Origin of the sequence: Glutamicibacter sp., assembly GCF_032154645.1 — a bacterium.
Lineage (GTDB): Bacteria > Actinomycetota > Actinomycetes > Actinomycetales > Micrococcaceae > Glutamicibacter.
The window spans coordinates 21,947-41,829 of sequence record NZ_JALDXV010000020.1 but is presented as its reverse complement, the minus strand read 5'-3'; the positions used below and the strand labels follow the sequence as shown (position 1 = coordinate 41,829).

General features: G+C 60.0%; 17 protein-coding genes. 9 read left to right on the top strand and 8 right to left on the bottom strand.

Going from position 1 to position 19,883, the window contains the following annotated elements; all coding sequences use genetic code 11:
* Positions 1-83: 83 nt before the first annotated feature.
* The 7 genes from RUH64_RS14235 to RUH64_RS14205 are packed head-to-tail and all read left to right on the top strand — an operon-like array spanning position 84 to position 8,623.
* A complete protein-coding gene (locus RUH64_RS14235) occupies positions 84-2,546 on the top strand; it encodes a GMC oxidoreductase (RefSeq protein ID WP_313814247.1) in 2,463 nt (820 codons plus the stop codon).
* Positions 2,533-4,434, top strand: coding sequence for a hypothetical protein (locus RUH64_RS14230; protein ID WP_313814246.1), 1,902 nt, complete (start codon positions 2,533-2,535; stop codon positions 4,432-4,434). The genes RUH64_RS14235 and RUH64_RS14230 overlap by 14 nt, the downstream gene beginning before the upstream one ends.
* On the top strand, positions 4,431-5,483 hold the full coding sequence (locus RUH64_RS14225) for an alpha/beta fold hydrolase (protein WP_313814244.1): 1,053 nt from the start codon (positions 4,431-4,433) through the stop codon (positions 5,481-5,483). The genes RUH64_RS14230 and RUH64_RS14225 overlap by 4 nt, the downstream gene beginning before the upstream one ends.
* Complete coding sequence (locus tag RUH64_RS14220; protein WP_313814243.1) at positions 5,480-6,406, top strand: acetoacetate decarboxylase family protein; 927 nt, start codon at positions 5,480-5,482, stop codon at positions 6,404-6,406. The genes RUH64_RS14225 and RUH64_RS14220 overlap by 4 nt, the downstream gene beginning before the upstream one ends.
* A complete protein-coding gene (locus RUH64_RS14215) occupies positions 6,403-6,900 on the top strand; it encodes a hypothetical protein (protein ID WP_313814242.1) in 498 nt (165 codons plus the stop codon). Before RUH64_RS14220 ends, RUH64_RS14215 begins: the two co-directional genes overlap by 4 nt.
* The gene (locus RUH64_RS14210; RefSeq protein WP_313814240.1) at positions 6,897-7,322 is read left to right on the top strand and encodes a hypothetical protein; all 426 of its coding nucleotides are present in this window, start codon (positions 6,897-6,899) and stop codon (positions 7,320-7,322) included. The genes RUH64_RS14215 and RUH64_RS14210 overlap by 4 nt, the downstream gene beginning before the upstream one ends.
* Positions 7,322-8,623 carry a patatin-like phospholipase family protein gene (locus RUH64_RS14205; RefSeq protein WP_313814239.1) on the top strand — a complete coding sequence of 434 codons (1,302 nt, stop codon included), beginning with the start codon at positions 7,322-7,324 and terminating at the stop codon, positions 8,621-8,623. Before RUH64_RS14210 ends, RUH64_RS14205 begins: the two co-directional genes overlap by 1 nt.
* Before the next feature lie 4 nt (positions 8,624-8,627).
* Here the strand turns inward: RUH64_RS14205 and RUH64_RS14200 are convergent, their stop codons facing one another.
* From RUH64_RS14200 to RUH64_RS14180, 5 genes are all read right to left on the bottom strand, one after another.
* A complete protein-coding gene (locus tag RUH64_RS14200) occupies positions 8,628-9,452 on the bottom strand; it encodes a phosphotransferase (protein WP_313814238.1) in 825 nt (274 codons plus the stop codon).
* 41 nt (positions 9,453-9,493) lie between these two features.
* A complete protein-coding gene (locus RUH64_RS14195) occupies positions 9,494-10,039 on the bottom strand; it encodes a GNAT family N-acetyltransferase (RefSeq protein ID WP_313814237.1) in 546 nt (181 codons plus the stop codon).
* Between the two features lie 141 nt (positions 10,040-10,180).
* Positions 10,181-12,916 carry an aconitate hydratase AcnA gene (gene acnA / locus RUH64_RS14190; RefSeq protein WP_313814236.1) on the bottom strand — a complete coding sequence of 912 codons (2,736 nt, stop codon included), beginning with the start codon at positions 12,914-12,916 and terminating at the stop codon, positions 10,181-10,183.
* Between the two features lie 164 nt (positions 12,917-13,080).
* A complete protein-coding gene (locus RUH64_RS14185) occupies positions 13,081-14,403 on the bottom strand; it encodes a class I SAM-dependent RNA methyltransferase (protein WP_313814234.1) in 1,323 nt (440 codons plus the stop codon).
* A gap of 6 nt (positions 14,404-14,409) precedes the next feature.
* Entirely contained in the window at positions 14,410-16,431 is a 2,022-nt protein-coding gene (locus RUH64_RS14180; protein WP_396276036.1) for an APC family permease, read from the bottom strand.
* Between the two features lie 145 nt (positions 16,432-16,576).
* Between RUH64_RS14180 and RUH64_RS14175 the strand changes: the two genes are divergently transcribed.
* Positions 16,577-17,254 (top strand): TrkA family potassium uptake protein, encoded by a 678-nt coding sequence (locus RUH64_RS14175; protein ID WP_313814232.1) that lies wholly within the window; start codon positions 16,577-16,579, stop codon positions 17,252-17,254.
* Positions 17,255-17,269: 15 nt separating this feature from the next.
* A complete protein-coding gene (locus tag RUH64_RS14170; RefSeq protein WP_313814230.1) occupies positions 17,270-17,935 on the top strand; it encodes a TrkA family potassium uptake protein in 666 nt (221 codons plus the stop codon).
* A 64-nt stretch (positions 17,936-17,999) separates the two neighbouring features.
* On the opposite strand, the gene RUH64_RS14165 is transcribed toward RUH64_RS14170, so the two are convergent.
* Genes RUH64_RS14165 through RUH64_RS14155 form a run of 3 tightly spaced genes read right to left on the bottom strand, consistent with a single transcriptional unit; the run spans position 18,000 to position 19,876 of the window.
* Positions 18,000-18,719 carry a DUF3159 domain-containing protein gene (locus RUH64_RS14165; protein WP_313814228.1) on the bottom strand — a complete coding sequence of 240 codons (720 nt, stop codon included), beginning with the start codon at positions 18,717-18,719 and terminating at the stop codon, positions 18,000-18,002.
* Positions 18,720-18,779: 60 nt separating this feature from the next.
* Positions 18,780-19,154: a hypothetical protein gene (locus RUH64_RS14160; protein ID WP_313814226.1), complete on the bottom strand. Its 375-nt coding sequence runs from the start codon at positions 19,152-19,154 to the stop codon at positions 18,780-18,782.
* Between the two features lie 5 nt (positions 19,155-19,159).
* The gene (locus tag RUH64_RS14155; RefSeq protein ID WP_313814224.1) at positions 19,160-19,876 is read right to left on the bottom strand and encodes a DUF3710 domain-containing protein; all 717 of its coding nucleotides are present in this window, start codon (positions 19,874-19,876) and stop codon (positions 19,160-19,162) included.
* Positions 19,877-19,883 lie beyond the last annotated feature (7 nt).

The window sequence follows — 19,883 nt, the reverse complement described above, 5'->3', positions numbered from 1 at the left end:
AAACAGCGTATGTACAATTAGCCTCAGTCTGGACACGGGGCCATCCACCTCGCGTATCTGCTAGGTCTTCCCAGGAGGGGGACATGGGGGAATTTCGGGCCGGCCGAGTGCCGACGGAATATGTAGATGCAGTTGTGGTCGGCTCGGGATTCGGCGGTTCGGTGTCCACCTACCGGTTGGCCGCGGCAGGCAAACAGGTTGTCCTGATGGAACGAGGCAGGCCCTATGGACCGGGTGATTTCGCCCGTACGCCCTCCGAACTTGCCACCGCTTTCTGGGATCCGAGTGAAAAACTCTATGGCCTATTCGATGCCTGGACCCTGCGCGGGCTTGAAGGTTTGGTTTCCAGCGGATTAGGCGGAGGATCACTGATCTACGCAAATGTTCTGCTGCGCAAAGACGAAAAGTGGTTCGTCAATGAATCGCCCTTGCCCGGGGGCGGCTATGAATCTTGGCCCATCGGCTACAAGGATCTGGAACAGCACTATAAAACCGTCGAGGACATGATCGGCGTGAACCGATATCCCTACCACGACACCGCAAAAACCAATGCCTTCGAACAGGCTGGCAGGGCCGGCGGACACCAGGTATTCCGGCCACCGCTCGCCGTGAGCTTTGCAGTGGATCAGAATTCATCGGCTGAACCAGGCAGGCAGCTGCCCTTGGCCGATTACGGAAATATCCACGGCAAACCCCGCACCACTTGCACACTGTGCGGAGAATGCGATCTGGGTTGCAATTCCGGCTCGAAGAACACCTTGGATCACACGTACCTGTCTGCCGCGGCCGCAACGGGTAATGCGCAAATCCGTACCCTACATGAGGTGCGAGGCTTCGCCCGCGACACAGACGGCAGCTGGCTGGTCCGATACGTCATCCACGATCCCGAACACCCGGCCTCCACCGGCGAGCTGCCTGAACACACTATTCGTTGTTCCAAGCTGCTGCTGGCAGCAGGCACCTTCGGCACCACCTATTTATTGCTGCGCAACCGCATGACGCTGCCTGGCATCAGCCCGGCGTTGGGAACTCGCTTCAGCAGCAATGGCGATCTCTTGGGGCTGCTGTTCAACGCCACCCAAGAATCAGAAGGCATCACGGTGCCGCGCCCGCTATATGGTAATCACGGCCCCGTCATTACCAGCACACTGAGGGTGGCCGATGCGCTTGACGGCGACGGAGCCGCTGGCCGCGGCTACTACCTGCAAGATGCGGGATATCCGTCGTTCATCAACTGGCTGATGGAACTTGCACAGCTGCGTGAAGCGTTGCCCAGGGCGGGAAAAGTTGCAGCGAAGATCATTGAAAATCGGCTCTTTCAGCTGAACCGCAGCAGCATCTCCGCCGACCTGTCCATGGCGCTGGGCACCGGACGCTTTTCCAGCACAGCGCTGCCCCTGTTGGGCATGGGTCGAGACGTGCCCGATGGCCGCATGTTTTTGCGCGAGGGGCGGCTGGCCGCGGACTGGACGCTGGCTACCTCGGAAGATTTCTTCGATTCCGTGCGCAGCACCATGCGCGGAATCGGCGACGAGCTGGGCGCGACTTTTAAAGACAGTCCGCTGTGGAAGGCTAAGCGCATCGTCACCGTGCACCCATTGGGCGGGGCGCCGATCGGCTCGAACGATCAGGAAGGGGTGTGCGATTCCTTCGCGGAAGTCTTCGGCCAACCGGGACTTTATGTGGTCGACGGGGCAGCAATGCCTGGTCCTGTGGGGCCGAATCCGTCCCTCACCATTGCTGCAATGGCTGACCGGGCGTGTGAGCGTTTGTTGGAGCAGCCGTGGAGCACAAGGAAACACTCCCGGGGCAATTCTGCGTCAGATGCCGACGAAGACACCGCGCAGCAGCGGCCCCAGAGCCCGTCTAAGCCCATGAATCCCCGAGCCACCTCGGTGGCATTTACCGAAACCATGCGCGGACATTTCACCCTGGGGCTCGGCGACCCGAGCGCAGGACTGGCGCAGGCGTCCCTACGTCATGAGCGCATGATGTTCACCCTGACCATCACGGCCTCAGACATCGACCGCTTCACGGCAGATCCGCGCCATCCTGCAAGCGCTGACGGCTTCCTCGACGCGGATGTTCTCGGCGGACACTGCACAGTGCTTCGAGGTTGGTTTAACCTGTTCGTCCCCGATGGACAAGACCGCCGGCTGATGCTCTACCGCCTGCTTGTTCAGTCCCCGGGCGGCCGCCCGCTAACCTTGGTGGGCTTCAAGGACATCCAGGACGGTCCGGGGATCGATCTCTGGCCCGATACCACGACCTTGTATGTACAACTGCTTGAAGGTCATGTTCCTCCACCGACAGAAGTGCAGGTGGTGTCCACCGGCCTGTTGGACGCCGATGATCCATCAGTGCTGGGATCAGGAATCCTCTATATAGAGCCATTGGATTTTGCCCGCCAGCTGACAACCTTCAAGGCGAAGGGACCGCACAAGACCAAAGCGCTTTCCGCATTCGGAGGGTTGTTCCTCGGGTCGCTGTATCACAGCTACCTCGCACCGCGTCGTGCACGGAAGTTAGATCATGAACCAGCATGAATTGGCGAAATTCGAGCAGCAGCTGGGATTTAGGCCGCGACCGGCTGTGCGCTGGCTGTCTCCGCCCGAGCTACTGCGAACGGGCCTAAAGGCCCTGGCGGCTCAAGTCTTCCTAGGTTTCATGGACAACAGGGAGACCCAGAGCATCTTTGAGCAGCAGGCCATGGACCTCAGCGGTTTTCCGCCGCAGGAACGCGGGCAATGGATCGACTTCATCGCTGATCTTGGAGACGGCTTCGATGCAACCTATACGCTAGCGTGGGCCCTGGCCCAGAATGACCTGAAGGTGGATGCTGCCAGCGCGGGCGGACAGACCATAACGCTGCCCAAATCACAGCTGCTGATTATGGGAGGCGACGAGGTCTATCCTTCGGCTTCCGTTCGAGCCTATGAAGACCGACTGGTCCGTCCGTTCCGTGCAGCGTCGATACCGGGTCCGCCGGCCGCACTACTGGCGCTTCCCGGCAATCACGACTGGTATGACGGGCTAACCGCATTCGAACGCGTTTTCTGCCAACATGCGCAAATCGGCGGCTGGCAGACGCTGCAATCGCGCGGCTACTTCGCGGCACGGCTCACCAATCTAGAGTGCAACCTCGTGCAAAAGACCTGGTGGCTAGTAGCACTGGACAGCGAACTGGGTAGCTATATTGACCGGCCGCAGCTTGAATACTTTGAATCGCAGGTGACCAGACATCTGAAACCCGGGGATGCGATCATTCTGTGCGTGTCATCCCCCACATGGGAAGACACCGCAAGGCTCCCGCATCCCGACCCTGACGCAAATAATTCGCTGCGTTATTTCGAGAACCACTACCTGGTGAACCAAACCGATCCACTGTCCGGTGAACAGCATCCCACCGGTGCGCAGATCAGGGTGCGCCTGAGCGGGGACAAACACCACTACGTACGCTATGCACAGGCGCATGAAACAGCGGGTGCCGACGATCCGCGCGGTGAGCAGCTGCTGACTTGTGGGTTGGGTGGAGCTTTTCTTGCAGGAGCCAAGAAGCTGTCGCCCGAGTTGCTGTTGCCTCCCACCGGATCCCGAGAGATGGTGAATCCTGCAGAACGCCGCCGCTATACGCTCTCCGACACGATGTACCCCACCGCGCGACAGGAACAGAAACTTCATCGGCAGCTGATCAATCCATTCAGCAAATACTTCATCCCCCGTCGCAACCCTTGGCTCAGCACCGGGCTGGGCGTGCTGCATCTAGTGTTGTTCATGTTTTTGTGCACCATTTTCTCCGGTGTCACCGGCAGCTCATACCCACAGTCATTGAGCTCGGGCCAGGTAGTACATGCGCTGGGTGTTGTGGCCTTCGTCTTCGTGCTGCCGATGCTGCTCGCGTTGTTGCTCTGGCAGGTGAACAACCGACGAGACCTGGGCAAAAGCAGATCTCAAGGAAAAGACAAGCCACGTCCGCTGGCACAGCCGATGATCATGCTGAGCCTGCAATTAATGTGGTCTTCGGCAATCTTCGTGGGACTGATCGGGGTGCCTTGGCAGGGAAGCTGGAACGCTGACTGGATCACGGTTCTGTTGGCGGTGGTATACGCCACCTTGCTAGGCGCCGTGGTGGGGACAATGATTTTCGCCTTGCATCTAATCTTGGCTCCCGCCGGTGCCGTAGGGCGGTTAAAAATGACGGCGCTGGCCTATGAAGACGGCAAAGGGTTCCTGCGCATGAATCTGTGTGCTGACGGAACCCTGGTGGTGTATCCGGTGATCATCGATACCGTCATCCACGACTGGGACACCGGGCCCAGCATCCAAAACCAGATGCGGCCAATCCCTGCTGACGGTATGCCACGAATGCGGCTTTTGGAAGAACCGATCCGGATCAGCATCAATGGTTTCCCCGATCCCGGAGGCGCTCAATGACTACCACGCAGACTACCCGTGTTGACCACAAAACTCAGATTATTCACTTCAGCGCCGAGGACGGCCTACCGTTGACGCTGGTTCATGTTTCCTCGGTTCGTCATTCGGAAGCGCCGCGTGGGCCGGTGCTGCTGGTTCATGGTGCCGGGGTAAGGGCCGAGCTGTTCCGTCCTCCCCTCGAACGCACCCTGGTGGACGCGCTGCTTGATGACGGGTGGGATGTCTGGATGCTGAACTGGCGTGCTTCCATCGACTTGCCCGCAGTGCCTTGGACCTTGGATGATGCTGCAGTCTTCGATCATCCGGCGGCTGTCCGCGAGGTCCTGCGGCGCACGGGCACCACTTCGCTGGCCGCATTTGTACATTGCCAAGGCTCGACGTCTTTCACCATCGCTGCGGTCGCCGGCTTGTTGCCGGAGGTCCGTACCATCGTGTCCAACGCGTCCTCGCTGTTCATCAACGTGCCATGGGTGTCACGGCAGAAGCTCACCCATTTGTTGCCTCTGCTGGGCGGATTCACCCCGACGCTTTCCCCTCGCTGGGGCTATAAATCCCAAGGCTATTTTTCTCGGGTTGTACGCGCTGGGGTGAAGTTGACGCACCACGAATGCGACAACACAGTCTGCCGTTTGGTGTCGTTCACCTATGGTGCGGGGCACCCCGCCCTGTGGTCCCACGAAAATCTTGACAGTGCCACCCATCGCTGGATCATTGGGGAGTTCGCAGGGGCTCCGCTGTCGTTCTTTCGGCAGATGGCCCAGTGTGTGAAAGCGGGTTATCTGGTTCCCACCGGGGTGTACCCGCAGCTTCCGGAGTCTCTGGTTGACGGTCCACCACGCACCGATGCAAGATTCTCGTTTATCGGCGGTCTAGATAACCACTGTTTCCTTCCGTTGGCGCAGCAGCGCACGTTTAAGTTCTTCGACTACTACGCTCCCGGGAAGCATTCGCTGCACCTGATCCCCGGGTATGGGCACCTCGACATTATTTTTGGTCAAAATGCCTGGCGCGACACCTATCCTTTGATTCTTCAGGAGCTTGCATCATGACTCTGCTACCCCCGCTGCGCTCGGCGCTAAGGCTGCTGCCCTCGGCGTTGCCGGCTCGTCAACGCCAACTGTCTGGACAGAAAGCAACAATTGACGGGATCAGTTATGTACTTCCGGTGAATTCCGAGCCCTCCCCCGTGCTGATGACGGCCTTCCCGGTGGACGCCCGCGCCGCGGCAGCTCTAATCCCCGGCGAGGAACTACATCCATTCAGAATTCCGGGCGGGCGATCGCTGTTGGTGGTGACGGTCATCAACTACCTTGCCACGGACATTGGAGCCTACATTGAGTACTCGCTGGCCTTGGCCGTCACCCGAGGTATGCGCCCGGCACCGCCACTGCTTCCCATGCTGTTCCAAAAGTCATTGAACCTCGGCCAGTACGTGGTGGATCTGCCGGTGAGCACCGAAGTTTCAGTCAAGGGAGGGAAAGGCATCTGGGGTATGCCCAAGCACAAGGCAAATCTGGACTTCAAGGTCACCGATGCATCGGTGTCCAGCGCCTATGAGCTTGACGGATGCAAGGGTGCACTCATCGAAATTGACAGACCCTCACCGACCGCGTTGCCGATCAAGGTCGGCGCCGTAAACTTCTGTTCGTTTCGCGGGATGCTCTACAAGTCGAGCATCTATTTTCAAGGCACCGCCGATGTATCAATAGGTCGGCAGGCCAAGGCGCGGTTGGAGTTCGGCGACCTTCCACAGGTGGCGGGCTTGGCAGGTCTCGACTTCGATCCGCAGCCGGTGTTCACACTGTATATTCCGGATGCCCACGGTGTGCTTGACGACCACTATGAAGCCTGGTTCCAATATGGACGGGACCGTGCACCCTATGGCGGAGACGGCATGGATTCGGTAGCAGGTCTCGGACTGAGTGAGGAATGGCTCGATCCGCCGCTGCGAGATCAAAGCCGTCGGTCATGAGCCAGGTTCAGGCATGGGTGGTACTCGTCGCCGCGTTGGTGAGCGTCTTTGGTGCCTCGCTCTATTTGGGCATGATGCTGGTGTTGCAGTTCTTCCTACGTCCGGTATTCCTTGGACTGCGCCTAGACGAACTGTCCACGGTCTTCGCAGTGCCAATTGTCAAGGCCACGAAATTTTTCGTGCTGATGTTCTTCCCGTTGCTCGTGGCGCCGGCCCTCCAGCTGTGGCTGGGAGCTGCAGATGTACATACGAACGTGCTTGCGTGGGGCACGCTAATTGCGTATCTATTCCTCGCCGTCTGGTTTAGCTTTGCCATGCGCCCGGTCAACCAACAGCTTGTGTCCGGGGATGTGCGCGACCGGCAGCAACTGCATCAGATGATGTCTCGCTGGGTGACGCGGAATTGGGCTCGTTTTTTCGCCTCTTTGGTCTATTGGATGGCGTCCGTGGGGTACCTAGTTTCGGCCAATGATATGTGGAAGGTTTTGTCATGAAATTACCGATAGCATCCAGCTTGGCGAGCTCGCCCCTACGGCAGGCGTCGTTGTGCATTGGCGTCGTCACTGTACTTTCAGGTACCGGTCAAGCCGCTGCACCGGGTATGGTGCTGAAACTCGTAGGTGCCGAAAATTCACCGGCGACCCGTCAGCTGTTTGGCACGGTGGGAATGTTCATGAACGTCACCGGCGGGATTCTCACCCATTCGATGTTGTGCGGGAAGTCAACCCGTCTGGTCTTATTCTGGTCAATGGCGCAAAAGGCAGGTGCAGTGGGAGCAGTGGCCGTCGGGGTCACTCACGGTGTATTCGCACGTCGAGCCCTCGCGGTGGCAGCATTCGACCTGATATCCGCCGGCGTTCTGGCAGCAGCACTAGGCGCCGAAATTCTGCCCAAGCAAGAGCAGACGGAGGACTGATGAAACGTTCACTGGTGCTAGCAGGCGGCGGAATGCGGGTGGCTTGGCAGGCAGGGGTACTCAAAGCCCTAGAAGAGTCAGAACTGGAATTTTCGCATGTGGATGGAACTTCCGGCGGCATTTTAAATACGGCCATGATGCTCTCTGGGCAGAACGCAGACCAAATGATTGAACACTGGTCCAAAGTAAAAGTCTCAAACTTTTCTGCACCGCTGCCGATTCGTGACTACCTGCGAGGACCATGGAATCTCCCGGCACTTTCAGGACCAGCGGCGATGGTGGACAAGCTTTTTCCATCCATGGGTGTGGATGTGGAAGCTATCCGCACCAGTAAGGTCCTCGGGACGTTCAACATCGCTAATTTCACCGAAAAGCGCAGCATCACGGTGTCTTCAAAGGACGTTGACCTGCCATTGCTGGCCGCCGGAATGAGCCTTCCGATCTTCACCGCTCCGCTGCATCGAGACGGATTGACATGGACGGACGCAGCGTGGATCCGGGATGCAAACATCACCGCAGCTTTGGACCACGACGCCGAAGAAATTTGGTTGATCTGGTGCGTAGGCAATTCACCCTACTGGGGCAACGGACCGTTGGAGCAATACGTGCATATGATCGAAATGAGCGCCACCGGTGGGTTGATGGCTGATTTCGAGTTGGCAAAGGCCGCGGGGAGGGAGTTTGTCCTGCACGTGGTAAAGCCGGAACATCCGCTGCCGCTAGATCCGGTCTTTTATCTCGGGCGGATCAGTTCCTCAACGCTTATGTCCATGGGATATCGAGACGCGGTCGCTTATCTTGAACAGGCAAAGCAGTCGGGCGTCCTGCCGGATTATCGATGCACCGCAATGACGGATGAAACTGCGGGGGCAAGCTGGAGCGAACGACTTTCAGGCCGCGGATTCGAGGCCAGAATGACCATCTGGTCGCCGTTGGACCCTTCCGAGCCGGGTACCGTTACTGGCTTCCTCAGCAGTAAGCATTGGAAGCATCCGATCCCGCTCGCGGCTGGAAGTATCACGCGCAGCTCCGGCCGTTGGGTCTATCGTGCCAAGCTCAGAGTCGACGGATCGTGGGCACCGCTGGTTATCAGCCGCAAGATCCCTGACAGGTCCAGCATTTACGAGCAGTTATCCCACGCAACAATGGAGTTTGGAAACCAGCGCATTTCAATGCGGTTGGGACTGTGCGGACGGATTCGAATGCTCCTCTCTCTGGAACCGTTCGGTGCGCATGGGGTCAGGCAACGAATCTCGACAGTTAAGAAGACATTAAAAATGCTTCGTACTTCAGGTACATAGGAATTCAGGCTTGGCTGTTGAACAATCGCAGGGCTTCGACAAGCATGCGATGTCCCTGCTCTTCAAATTCTTCTGCGCCCATTTGGTGGGCCCACACCGCAGTACCGATGGCTTCATGCAGATAGAGCATGGGCCACGCCAGCTGCGTCCTGGGATCTTTTCCATAACCGGCGAAAAATGCCTCCTCCAAGTCGGGTCGCCCGCTCCACTGCTGCGCGGCCAACCTGACCAGGTCCGTGGCGGCAGGGCGATATTCGAATCGGCCGAAATCGATAATTCGAAGCCTTCCATGATCGTTCAGCCAATTACGCGGCTGCCAGTCCCCGTGGGTAGGCACCAACTGAACCGGTTGCGGGTGATAATTAGAGAGCCGGGCCAGTACCTCTTGTTCAACCGAGGTTGGGATTCGATGCGGCCTGCTCAATACCCGCCGGCATTTGGCAATTAGTTGCGTCTCATAGTCCTGATCAACATGAGCATCGCTGTGGTGCAGAATATTTAGGGCTCGGCCCGCTTGATGATGAATATCGGGGTCGAAGGCTGCCGCAGTGCGGTCGATTAGGGTACCTGGAAGGTATTCCAAGAGCATGAGCCGTTGTGGAACTGACGCTGCAATCAGCGACGCGCAATAACCAGCGGCAATCAGATCGGCGGTGTTATTTTGATGTGCTTGCAGTTCCCTATCGAAATGGTGGTTCTGCTCGCCGGCGCTCTTGAGTATGTACCTTTGGCCATCTTTCTTGGTGAGGAGCACCAGGGTATCCATTTCATGCCATGACAGGTCGGTTTCCAGCTGGGCTCCTGGCAGCCAGCGTTCCAGCTGCTCCACTTGCGTTTTGCTAAGGAAACTATGGAAGTCATCTGGCCGCATTAGTAGTTATCCTGTAATTTTGGCGATTTCTTCATAACCTGAAAATGCAGCATCTGCTGTCCGTATACGTGTTTGGGAAGTACCTGCAACGTCATCCCCAATCGTTCGCACACTTTAACCGAGGCGATGTTCAGGGGGTCGACAAAGGCAGATATTGTATCGACGCCGCAGCTTTGCGCGTAGTCGATTACTGCTTCCGCGGCTTCGGTGGCATACCCGTTACCTTGTGCACTTGGATGCAGGTGCCAGCCGATCTCGATGATCGCAGAGCCATCCTGGTGAGTAATGCCGACTGGTTTGCACAATAGATTGCCAACGAGTTTGGCTGACGTTCGCTCTTCAACCGCCCAGATTCCCTGTCCCTGCGTGGTAATGCTCCTGCGTCGTTGAATAGAAGCCTTTGCCTCCTCAATCGTGGCCATCGTCCGTGCATCTCTCCCAAGGAATCTCACGATTTCCGGCAGCGACTCTAAGCTGAGGAGATATTCAGCGTCGGTAGGCTGCCATGCTCGTAGACGGAGTCTGGTTGTGATTAGTTGTTTCATCCGAAAGTAACCCTCAGCTCCCTTGGCATCGCAAGTAGTTTCAGATCCTAACAAATAGCAGAGTTAATCACGGAAGCCCAAGTCCAATTGGACTTGGGCTTCTGTGATGTTCCAGTGATGAACAACTAGTTAGGCGATGCCTTAGTTAGCAGCTGCAATCTGACGCAGTACGTACTGCAGGATGCCGCCGTTGCGGTAGTAGTCGGCTTCACCCGGGGTGTCGATGCGCAGAACAGCGTCGAACTCGGTGACCTTGCCGTCTTCAGCGGTGGCGGTGACCTTCAAGGTCTTCGGGGTAACACCGTTGTTCAGCTCGGTGACTCCGGCAACTGCGAAGGTTTCGGTACCGGTCAGACCCAGGGTGTCTGCGGTTTCGCCCTCAGGGAACTGCAGCGGCAGAACGCCCATACCGATCAGGTTCGAGCGGTGGATGCGCTCGAAGGACTCGGTGATGACTGCCTTGACGCCCAACAGCGCGGTGCCCTTGGCTGCCCAGTCACGCGAGGAGCCCGAACCGTATTCCTTGCCGCCCAAGACGACCAGCGGGGTGCCGGCTTCCTTGTAGTTCATGGCAGCGTCGTACACGTACGACTGTGGGGCGCCTTCCTGGGTGAAGTCGCGGGTGAAGCCACCCTCGACGCCGTCCAGCAGCTGGTTCTTGATGCGGATGTTCGCGAAGGTACCGCGGATCATGACCTCGTGGTTGCCACGGCGCGAACCGTAGGAGTTGAAGTCCTTGCGGTCTACGCCATTCTCGATCAGGTAGCGGCCAGCCGGGGTTTCCGACTTGAACGAACCTGCAGGCGAGATGTGGTCGGTGGTGACCGAATCGCCCAGCTTGAGCAGAACACGGGCGCCGGAGATGTCCGACACCGGCTGCGGTTCTGCGGTCATGCCGTCGAAGTATGGTGCCTTGCGGGCGTAGGTGGACTTGTCATCCCATGCGAAGGTCGAACCCTCTGGGGTGTCAAGTGCCTTCCAGCGGGCATCGCCCTCGAAGACACCGTCGTAGCCCTTGGCGAACATGTCCTTGTCGATCGAGGAATCGATGATTTCCTGAACCTCGACAGGCGATGGCCAGATGTCCTTCAGGAAGACATCGTTGCCCTCGGCGTCCTGGCCCAGTGCGTCGGTCTCGAAGTCGAAGTCCATGGTGCCTGCCAGTGCGTAGGCGATGACCAGCGGCGGGGAAGCCAGGTAGTTCATCTTCACGTCTGGGTTGATGCGGCCTTCGAAGTTGCGGTTGCCCGAAAGCACCGCGGTAGCGGCCAGGTCGTTGGCCTGGATTGCCTCGGAGATCTCCGCATCCAGTGGACCGGAGTTGCCGATGCAGGTGGCGCAGCCGTAGCCGACGACGAAGAAGCCAAGCTTCTCCAGGTATGGCAGCAGACCCGACTTCTCGTAGTACTCGGTGACAACCTTCGAGCCTGGTGCAACCGAAGTCTTGACCCATGGCTTGGAGGTCAGGCCCTTGTCCGCTGCGTTGCGTGCAAGCACAGCTGCCGCGAGCATTACTGAAGGGTTGGAAGTGTTGGTGCAAGAAGTGATCGAGGCGATCGAAACCAGACCGTGGTCGATGGTGAACTTCTCGCCGTCTTCCTTGACAACCTCAACTGCGGTGGACGGACGGCCGATACCCTGGGTGTCGTCGGCGTTCGAAACGTAGTTGTGCAGGTCCTTGCGGAACTGCTCCTTGGCGCTGGACAGCTCAATGCGGTCCTGCGGGCGCTTCGGGCCGGCGATCGATGGTACGACGGTGGACAGGTCCAGCTCGAGGTATTCGCTGAAGCGGATCTCGCGCTCTGGGTTGTGCCACATGCCCTGTTCCTTGGCGTAAGCCTCAACCAGGGCGATGTTCTCCTCGGAGCGGCCGGTCAGGCGCAGGTAGTCCAGGGTGACATCGTCAATTGGGAACATGGCAGCGGTTGAACCGAATTCTGGGGACATGTTGCCAATGGTGGCGCGGTTTGCCAGCGGCACCTCGGCGACACCCTCGCCGTAGAATTCAACGAACTTGCCCACAACACCGTGCTTGCGCAACATTTCGGTGATGGTCAGCACCACGTCGGTTGCGGTAGCACCGGCCGGGATGGAGCCGGCCAGCTTGAAGCCGACAACGCGTGGGATCAGCATGGAGACAGGCTGGCCGAGCATTGCTGCCTCGGCCTCGATGCCGCCAACGCCCCAGCCCAGCACGCCAAGGCCGTTGACCATGGTGGTGTGGGAGTCGGTGCCCACGCAGGTATCTGGGTAGGCGCGCAGTACGCCGCCCACTTCGCGGGTCATGATGGTGCGCGCCAGGTACTCGATGTTGACCTGGTGCACGATGCCGGTTCCCGGTGGGACGACTTTGAAGTCGTCAAACGCGGTCTGGCCCCAGCGCAGGAACTGGTAGCGCTCGCCGTTGCGCTGGTACTCGATCTCCATGTTGCGCTCGACGGCGCCTTCGAAGCCGAAGGTGTCGATCTGCACCGAGTGGTCGATGACCATTTCAGCAGGAGCTAGTGGGTTCACGCGGGTTGGGTCGCCGCCCAGATCCTTGACTGCTTCGCGCATGGTTGCCAGGTCGACAACACAAGGAACGCCGGTGAAGTCCTGCATGATGACACGAGCCGGGGTGAACTGGATTTCGGTGTTCGGCTGCGCCGAAGCATCCCACTGGCCCAGTGCCTTGATGTGCTCGTTGGTTACGTTCGCGCCGTCCTCGGTGCGAAGCAGGTTCTCAAGCAGAACCTTAAGGCTGTAAGGAAGGCTGTCTGAGCCTTCGACCTGATTCAGTCGGTAAATTTCGTATTCGGTTCCATTGACGTCAAGTACGCCCTTGGCACCGAAGCTGTCCACATTGCTCACGTGGGACTCCTCTCGCCAGACACTCATTCTGTTGCACTCAGACAATCACATTCCAGTTAGGAGTTCCTAACTGAGTTGCTCATGATTGTGTTGTTGCAGAGCTAAAAACAGTCTATCGCCAAGACACAGAAAAAGGCCGCTCGGATATAAATTTCAGCCAAATTCGTGTCCAAACGGACAAAAAGATAGGTTTAACGGCGTACGAACAGCCCCACGGACTCCATATGGTGGGTGTGCGGATACAAATCGTGAATCTCCACGTGCGCTAATTCATAGCCTCGGGAAGTCAGACGGCTGACATCACGGGCGAAAGATGCCGGGTCGCAGGACACGTAACAAATCCGCGAGACGCCACTGGCGGCGAGTTCAGCTGCAACGCTCTTGTCGATTCCCGCCCGCGGCGGATCAAGCACCACTGCATCAAGCGCGGCGTCTCGCGCCACCTGGCGCAGGACGCGCTCCACGCGGCCGCGGATCACCGTTGCCTGCGAAACTGAGCGCAGGTTCTTTTTGGCATCGGCGTGGGTTCCCGGGGCTCCCTCGATGGAGAATACCCGTCCCGCAGAGCCCACGGCCCGAGCCAGCGGCAGCGAGAACAATCCGGCGCCCGCGTAGAGGTCTGCAATTTGCTCTCCGTCCCCCGGCTGGGTCAGTTCCAGCACGCGTTCGCTCAGCGTGGTCGCCGCGGCGCGGTGCACCTGCCAGAACCCTTCGCCGGTGATGCGGAATTCTTCGCCGAGCACCTCTTCGCTCAGCCAGCTGCGTCCCGACAGCGCCTGCAGCGCACCGCGGCCGTCGGCCGCCGAACCGCCGGACTGACTGAAGGCGGCGACGTTGACCCCCTGGGGGAACTGGCGTGCCACCCGCTTGGCCGCGCCCGGGCGCGCTTCGGCCAGCAGGATCAGCACCGTGGCGTCGTCCTTGCTGGACACCGCAGCTTCGACGCGTTCGATGCCCGTGTAGTCCACTGCGTACAGGCCAGTGGCTTCAATAGCAGGATGCGCCAGCGGCATCTGTTCGATGGCCGTGAGCTTGTTGCTCCTGAACGCGCTCATGGCCAGGTGGCCGTCGGCATCGACCGAATAGGACATGCGGGTACGCCAGCCCAGGCCGTTGGCTGCCCCGGGGGCGAACTGGACGCCAGGGAAGCTGTGTTCCTGCGGATTCAGCCCGCCGAGCCGGGTGAGCTGTTCGGCGAAGACCTGTGCCTTGAGCTCGCGCTGATGCTCCAGTGAAATGTGCCCGAACTCGGCGCCGCCCACCGGGTCGAGGTGCGCCAGTGCATCGGCAGGATTCCAAAAGTGCTGTACCCGGTGTTCACTGGGAGCAAGCACCTCGGTGACATCTGCACGCCAGAATTTCGCGTTCTCGTCGCTGTCGGTCAGCCGCACGCGCACCTGTTCGCCGGGGATTCCGTGGCGGACAAAGATGACCCTGCCCTCGTGCCGGGCAACGGTGTGGCCGCCGTGGGCGATGGGGCCCAGTTCAAGTGTCAGGGTATGTGGATCGGTCACAGTCAATTAGTCCTTCGGCAATGAGTGAGTTTCGCGGTGGCCCGAAGATTCTTCGGTGGGCCCGCCGCCCAAGACGTTTTTCGCGCTGAGCAGGCGCCAGGGAACGGAGGCGATGAGCACGCCCGGCTCGTAATGCAGGCGGTTCTTCACGCGCAGCGCGGTTTGGTTGTGCACCAGCTGTTCCCACCAGCTGCCCACCACGTATTCGGGAATGTACACCACGATCAGGTCGCGCGGAGATTCTCGCTTGATGGAGCGGATGTGGGAGATCAGCGCCCCGGGGATGTCGCGGTAGGGGGAAGCAAGGGCGGTGATCGGCACCGGGATCTTCAGCCGCTCCCAGTCCGCCAGCGTCTTCTCGGTCTTCTCTGCCTCGACGTCCACGATGATCGCTTCAAGCTTGGAGGGCCGGCTGGCCCTGGCGAAGGCCAGTGCGCGCAGCACCGGCTTGCGCACGGTGGAGACCAGCACCAGTGCGTGGACCCGTGAAGGCAGCGCGGTGGCTTGGCCGCCGTCGTCGTCGATGGACAGCTCCGCGTCCACCTGGCGATAGTGGCGCTGCAGCGAATCCATGATGAGCATCAGCACCACGATGCCCAACACCGCAAGCCAGGCGCCGTGGATGAAACGCGTAGCCAAGACGATCAGCAGCACCAGCCCAGAAAGCACCAGACCCACCAGGTTCAGCAGCCGCCGGCGCATCATGGTGGCGCGGATCCTGCGGTCCGAGACCGGCACCAGTTCCCGCTTCCAGTGTTTGAGCATGGCAAGCTGGCTGAGCGTGAAAGAGACGAACACGCCTACCACGTAGAGCTGGATCAGTATGGTGACATCGCCGCCGAAAATCAGCACCAGCAGCACCGCAGCCACGCCCAGCGAAAGGATGCCGTTGGAGAAGCCGAGCCGGTCGCCTCGCGTGCGCAACTGCCGTGGCAGGTATCCGTCGGTGGCCAGGTGGCTGGCCAGCGACGGGAAGGAGTTGAAAGCCTGGTTGCCCGCCAGCAGCAGCACGATGATGGTGAGCACCGAGACGATGACGGTCCCCAGATAGAACTGCCCGAAGACCGCCTGAGCCAGCTGTCCCAGCACCGGGATCTGCACATAGTCGACGGGCAGCGGCTGCCCGTTCAGCAGCAGCGACGAGTGTGGATCCGCCACCACCTTGATTCCGGTGGCCTTGGCAAGCATGAGCGTCCCCAGGGTCAACACGCCCGAGAGCAGGCCTAGCACCAGCAGGATGCGCCCGGCGTTCTTTGCCCGCGGGCGCGAAAGCTGCTGCACATTGGAGATGGGAACCTCGATGCCTGTCAGCGCCGCGGAACCGGTAGAAAAGGCACGCAGGATCAGCAGGGCACCGACCATGCCCTGCAGGCCGGTGGAGAATTCGGCCTCGGGGACGATGGTGAACTGCGCGCTGGGGGCAAGTCCAAGATTTCCGGTCATCGCCAGCACCCCGCCGATGGCGATCAGCGCCAGCATGCCGAAGGCGAACAGGTACACGGGAATGGCCAGCGACCAGCGGCCCTGGGCCGGTCCGCGCAGGTTGCCCACCACCAGAAGGATCACGATGCCCGCCGCCACCCACGCCCGGTACTCCCCCAGCGCCGGGAAGATGCCCGTGAGGTATTGGGCCGCGGAGGAACTGGACACCGCGACCGTCAGGACGAAGTCTACGAGCAGTGCCGCTGCCACGGCGGTTCCCGGCCGCGCCCCGAGGTTCTTGCTGACGATCTCATAGTCGCCGCCGCCCGAAGGGTAGGCCATCACCGACTGGCGATAGGACAGCACCAGAACCACCAGGACCACCAGCACCGCGACCCCGACATAGGGTGAAAGCATGGTGGCCGCGACGCCCGCCATGGCAAGGGTCAGCAAAATCTCATCCGGGGCGTAGGCCAGGGAGGACAACGCGCTGGAGGAGAAAATCGGCAAGGCGATGCGTGGTGGGAGCGGCTTCTTTTTCAGCTGTTCGGTGCTGAAGGGCCGACCCACGAGGATCCTTTTCAGACCATCAAATAATGCGGGCACCTACCTACGTTATCGCAGGCGAGCAACGACATGTTGGTTGCCGATGAATCTGCCTGCGCGCCCAAGACCGCTATTGTTGCTTTCAGGCACCACGCAACGGTGCCGGATAGATCTGTACCTAGAGCTTGCACCCGAGGAGTAATTGGTGGCGCACTTTGTGATCATGGGTTGTGGACGCGTCGGCGTGGCCCTGGCCCACACGCTTGATTCTGCTGGCCATTCGGTGGCGATCATCGACCAGGATCCGGAGGCGTTCCGCCGCCTGAGCGACGAGTTTTCCGGATCCAAGGTCACCGGCCTCGGCTTCGACAAGGACACCCTGGTGGAGGCGAAAATCGATGAAGCCTACGCCTTCGCCGCCGTGTCCAGCGGCGACAATTCGAACATCCTTGCCACCCGCGTAGCCCGCGAAACCTACAACGTGCCAAATGTTGTCGCCCGTATCTACGATCCGGGGCGCGCAGAAATTTATCAGCGCCTTGGCATCCCCACCGTCGCTGCGGTGCGTTGGAGCACCGATCAGGTGCTGCGCAGGATCCTGCCTGACTATTCGATGCGCGGAGACTTCCGCGAACCATCCGGACGCCTGGTGCTCACCGAGGTGGCGCTGCACCGTGAATGGTACGGACGGCTGGTACGGGAAGTCGAGTCCGCCGCCGGGGTGCGCGTTGCCTACCTGACCCGTTTCGGCGAGGGTGTCATTCCACAGAACCGCACCCGGCTTCAGGGCGGAGATTTGGTCCACGTCATGATGCGGCTCGACCAGGGCCAAGATGTTGAGAAGATCCTCGCCAACCCGCCCAAGCCAACTCCGAACGACTGATAAAGAGGCAAACACATGAAGGTAATGATTGCCGGCGCAGGGTCCGTTGGATCATCGATCGCCCGGGAACTGGTGGCCAACTCCCACGAGGTACTTCTGGTTGACACGAAGGCGGAGATGGCCTCGCGTGAGGATCTTCAGGGGGTCAAGTGGCTGATCGGCGACGCCTGCGAACTAGCGGTCCTGCAGCGCATCGCGCTGGAAGACTACGACGTGGTCGTTTCGGCTACCGGTGATGACAAGGTCAACCTCGTTGTGTCCCTGCTGGCCAAGAGCGAATTCGGGGTGCGCCGCACCGTGGGTCGAGTAAACAACCCGAAGAACGAGTGGATGTTCGACGACGCCTGGGGCGTGGACGTTGCCGTGAGCACCCCGCGCCTGATGACTGCACTGGTGGAGGAAGCCGTGGAGGTCGGCGACCTGGTGCGCCTGCTGACCTTGAAGTCCGGCGAGGTCTACATGGTCGAGTTCACCGTCCCCCACGATTCGGGGCTGATCGGCCGAACCATCGGACGCATCCCCTGGCCCAATGAATGCACGCTCATGGCGGTGGTGCGCGACAAGACGCCATTCCCGCCCAGCGACGACGACGTGATCGAGGGCGGCGATGAGATCTTCTTCATCACCACCCCAGGCGCCGAACAGCTGCTGCGCCGCACCCTGCAGGGCGCAACCCGCTGACTGTCTGACGACGACGGCCCGCACCATCACAAGGTGCGGGCCGATTTGGTAGGTCCTACTTTTCTCAGGCTGCGGGATCTTCTTCCGCCGCCGCTTCAACACCCTGCACGGGGCGCGAAATCAACCAGGCAAACCACAGGGCCAGCGCATACAGCGGGACGCCCATCAGGGCCCGCGCCACGCCCAGGGAAACCACCTGGTCGGAGAAGTACATGGGCAGCTGCACCAGCAAACGCAGCAGGAACACCGCGCACAGCAGCCAGGTGGCGATGCTGTAGCGGCGCAGGCGGTCCGGTTGCTGCCGCCATGACAACGACTCATTGCGGATGAACCCGAAGAGCAGCCCGATCAGCGGCCACTTCACGAAGATGGAGACCATCAGTGCCAGCAGGTAGCCGGCGCTGATGAAGAAGCCCGGCACATAGTAGTCCCGGGCATTGCCGGAGGTCCTTGCCACCAGTGCACAGATCAGGATTCCGATCAGACCGGACAGGGACTGCAGCAGCGTGGACTTGGTGGCAAGCCGCCACACCATGAACACCACGCCCAGCGCGATGGATGAAATCAGCGCCCACGACAGCTGTGAGGTCACGGCGTACACGATTACGAAGACGAATCCGGGTACGACGGTTTCAAGGATTCCGCGCACGCCACCGACGGTTGAGAGCACGTCGATGCCGCCGTCGGCATTCTGCGCCACCTTGGAGTTCGCGCTGATTGCTTCGACAAAGCTCGGCCGGTGTTCCGGCTCGGGAGTTGCCGCGGGCGTTGGTTCTTCGTTCACAAGTTTTCTCACTTCTGCCCCGCTGGGCTGTGGGAGCTGGGCTTGGGCCGGTGGTGCGGCTCAGCTTCGAGGCACCGGGACGATGACGTAGCGCGGGTTATAGATCGTGGGGATCTGATCCACCGGCGCCACCATGCCCGAATATTTGATTTTTACCCCGGGACGGATGCCCGGTACCGATTTTTGCCCCATGAACCGCAGCCGTATATGAGGAACCGTGCCCCGGACAACCCGCATGGAGCTTGATTTGTCCACGACGTCGGCGCTGAGCATCGGCGGCGCCCCGGGGGCGGAGTAGCTGACCGACTGGATATAGCCGACATGCTCGATCCGCCCCTTGTCAGGCAGTTCAGCCAGGGAGTCCAGATGCCGGTGAGCGCGCTTGGAATCGGCGTCGCCGATCTTCGGCGTGACTGGCTGATATTTCTGGGGCATCGAAATTAGCCGATCTGGGTGATTTCCGGGCCGCGTTCTGGACGCTGTGGCGCGGTATTCTCCGGCTCTTCTTCTTCGGCCGGGCGAGCCTGGGCGTTCGTTGGAACGCTCAGCGGCAGCAGCTCCTGAGGCGGCAGAGGCTTGTCGCCGCGGTTCACAATGACCGAGCGGATCAAACTGTCAATGGTCTTTGCGGCTTCCTCATCGCTGATGGCTGCACCGCCCACCACTGCCCGCAGGAACCAGCGAGGGCCGTCGATGCCGACGAAGCGCAGCGCAACGTGGCCTGCCCGGCCATCTGGCAGCTGCTGCGGAACCTGGGCCAGCAGTTCCTGCCCGTAGTCTCCATCTCGCTGGTAGATTTCGCCGTTTTGACCCTTGATGTCTTCCCTGATCTTGTCGCTGATGCCCGGCCACAGAGATTCCGACTTCGAGGCGGAGAATGCCATGAGCTGAACGCGTGATTCGGCGACCTCAAGGGAAACCGCCACGACGCGCTGGTTGGACTGCTCGACATCCATACGGACCTTCAGCCCTGCGATCGGCTTGACCAGTATGGAACCGAAGTCCAGGTAATCATCGGTGTCTTCGACATCCTTGTAGTCGAATGGGCCGTTGAGCTTTGGCTTCCCGGTCTGTTCGGCATCTTGTACGGCTGCTTCGTCGAGGTCTGCCGGCTCGACGGCTGGCTCCTCAACTGCCTTCTTACGCTTGAAAATCATGGTGTCC

Bases quoted from the DNA above. Each gene is read 5' to 3' on its own strand.
- RUH64_RS14235 (WP_313814247.1), top strand. From the start codon at position 84: ATGGGGGAATTTCGGGCCGGCCGAGTGCCGACGGAATATGTAGATGCA.
- RUH64_RS14230 (WP_313814246.1), top strand. From the start codon at position 2,533: ATGAACCAGCATGAATTGGCGAAATTCGAGCAGCAGCTGGGATTTAGG.
- RUH64_RS14225 (WP_313814244.1), top strand. From the start codon at position 4,431: ATGACTACCACGCAGACTACCCGTGTTGACCACAAAACTCAGATTATT.
- RUH64_RS14220 (WP_313814243.1), top strand. From the start codon at position 5,480: ATGACTCTGCTACCCCCGCTGCGCTCGGCGCTAAGGCTGCTGCCCTCG.
- RUH64_RS14215 (WP_313814242.1), top strand. From the start codon at position 6,403: ATGAGCCAGGTTCAGGCATGGGTGGTACTCGTCGCCGCGTTGGTGAGC.
- RUH64_RS14210 (WP_313814240.1), top strand. From the start codon at position 6,897: ATGAAATTACCGATAGCATCCAGCTTGGCGAGCTCGCCCCTACGGCAG.
- RUH64_RS14205 (WP_313814239.1), top strand. From the start codon at position 7,322: ATGAAACGTTCACTGGTGCTAGCAGGCGGCGGAATGCGGGTGGCTTGG.
- RUH64_RS14195 (WP_313814237.1), bottom strand. From the start codon at position 10,039: ATGAAACAACTAATCACAACCAGACTCCGTCTACGAGCATGGCAGCCT.
- acnA (WP_313814236.1), bottom strand. From the start codon at position 12,916: ATGAGTGTCTGGCGAGAGGAGTCCCACGTGAGCAATGTGGACAGCTTC.
- RUH64_RS14170 (WP_313814230.1), top strand. From the start codon at position 17,270: ATGAAGGTAATGATTGCCGGCGCAGGGTCCGTTGGATCATCGATCGCC.
- RUH64_RS14160 (WP_313814226.1), bottom strand. From the start codon at position 19,154: ATGCCCCAGAAATATCAGCCAGTCACGCCGAAGATCGGCGACGCCGAT.
- RUH64_RS14155 (WP_313814224.1), bottom strand. From the start codon at position 19,876: ATGATTTTCAAGCGTAAGAAGGCAGTTGAGGAGCCAGCCGTCGAGCCG.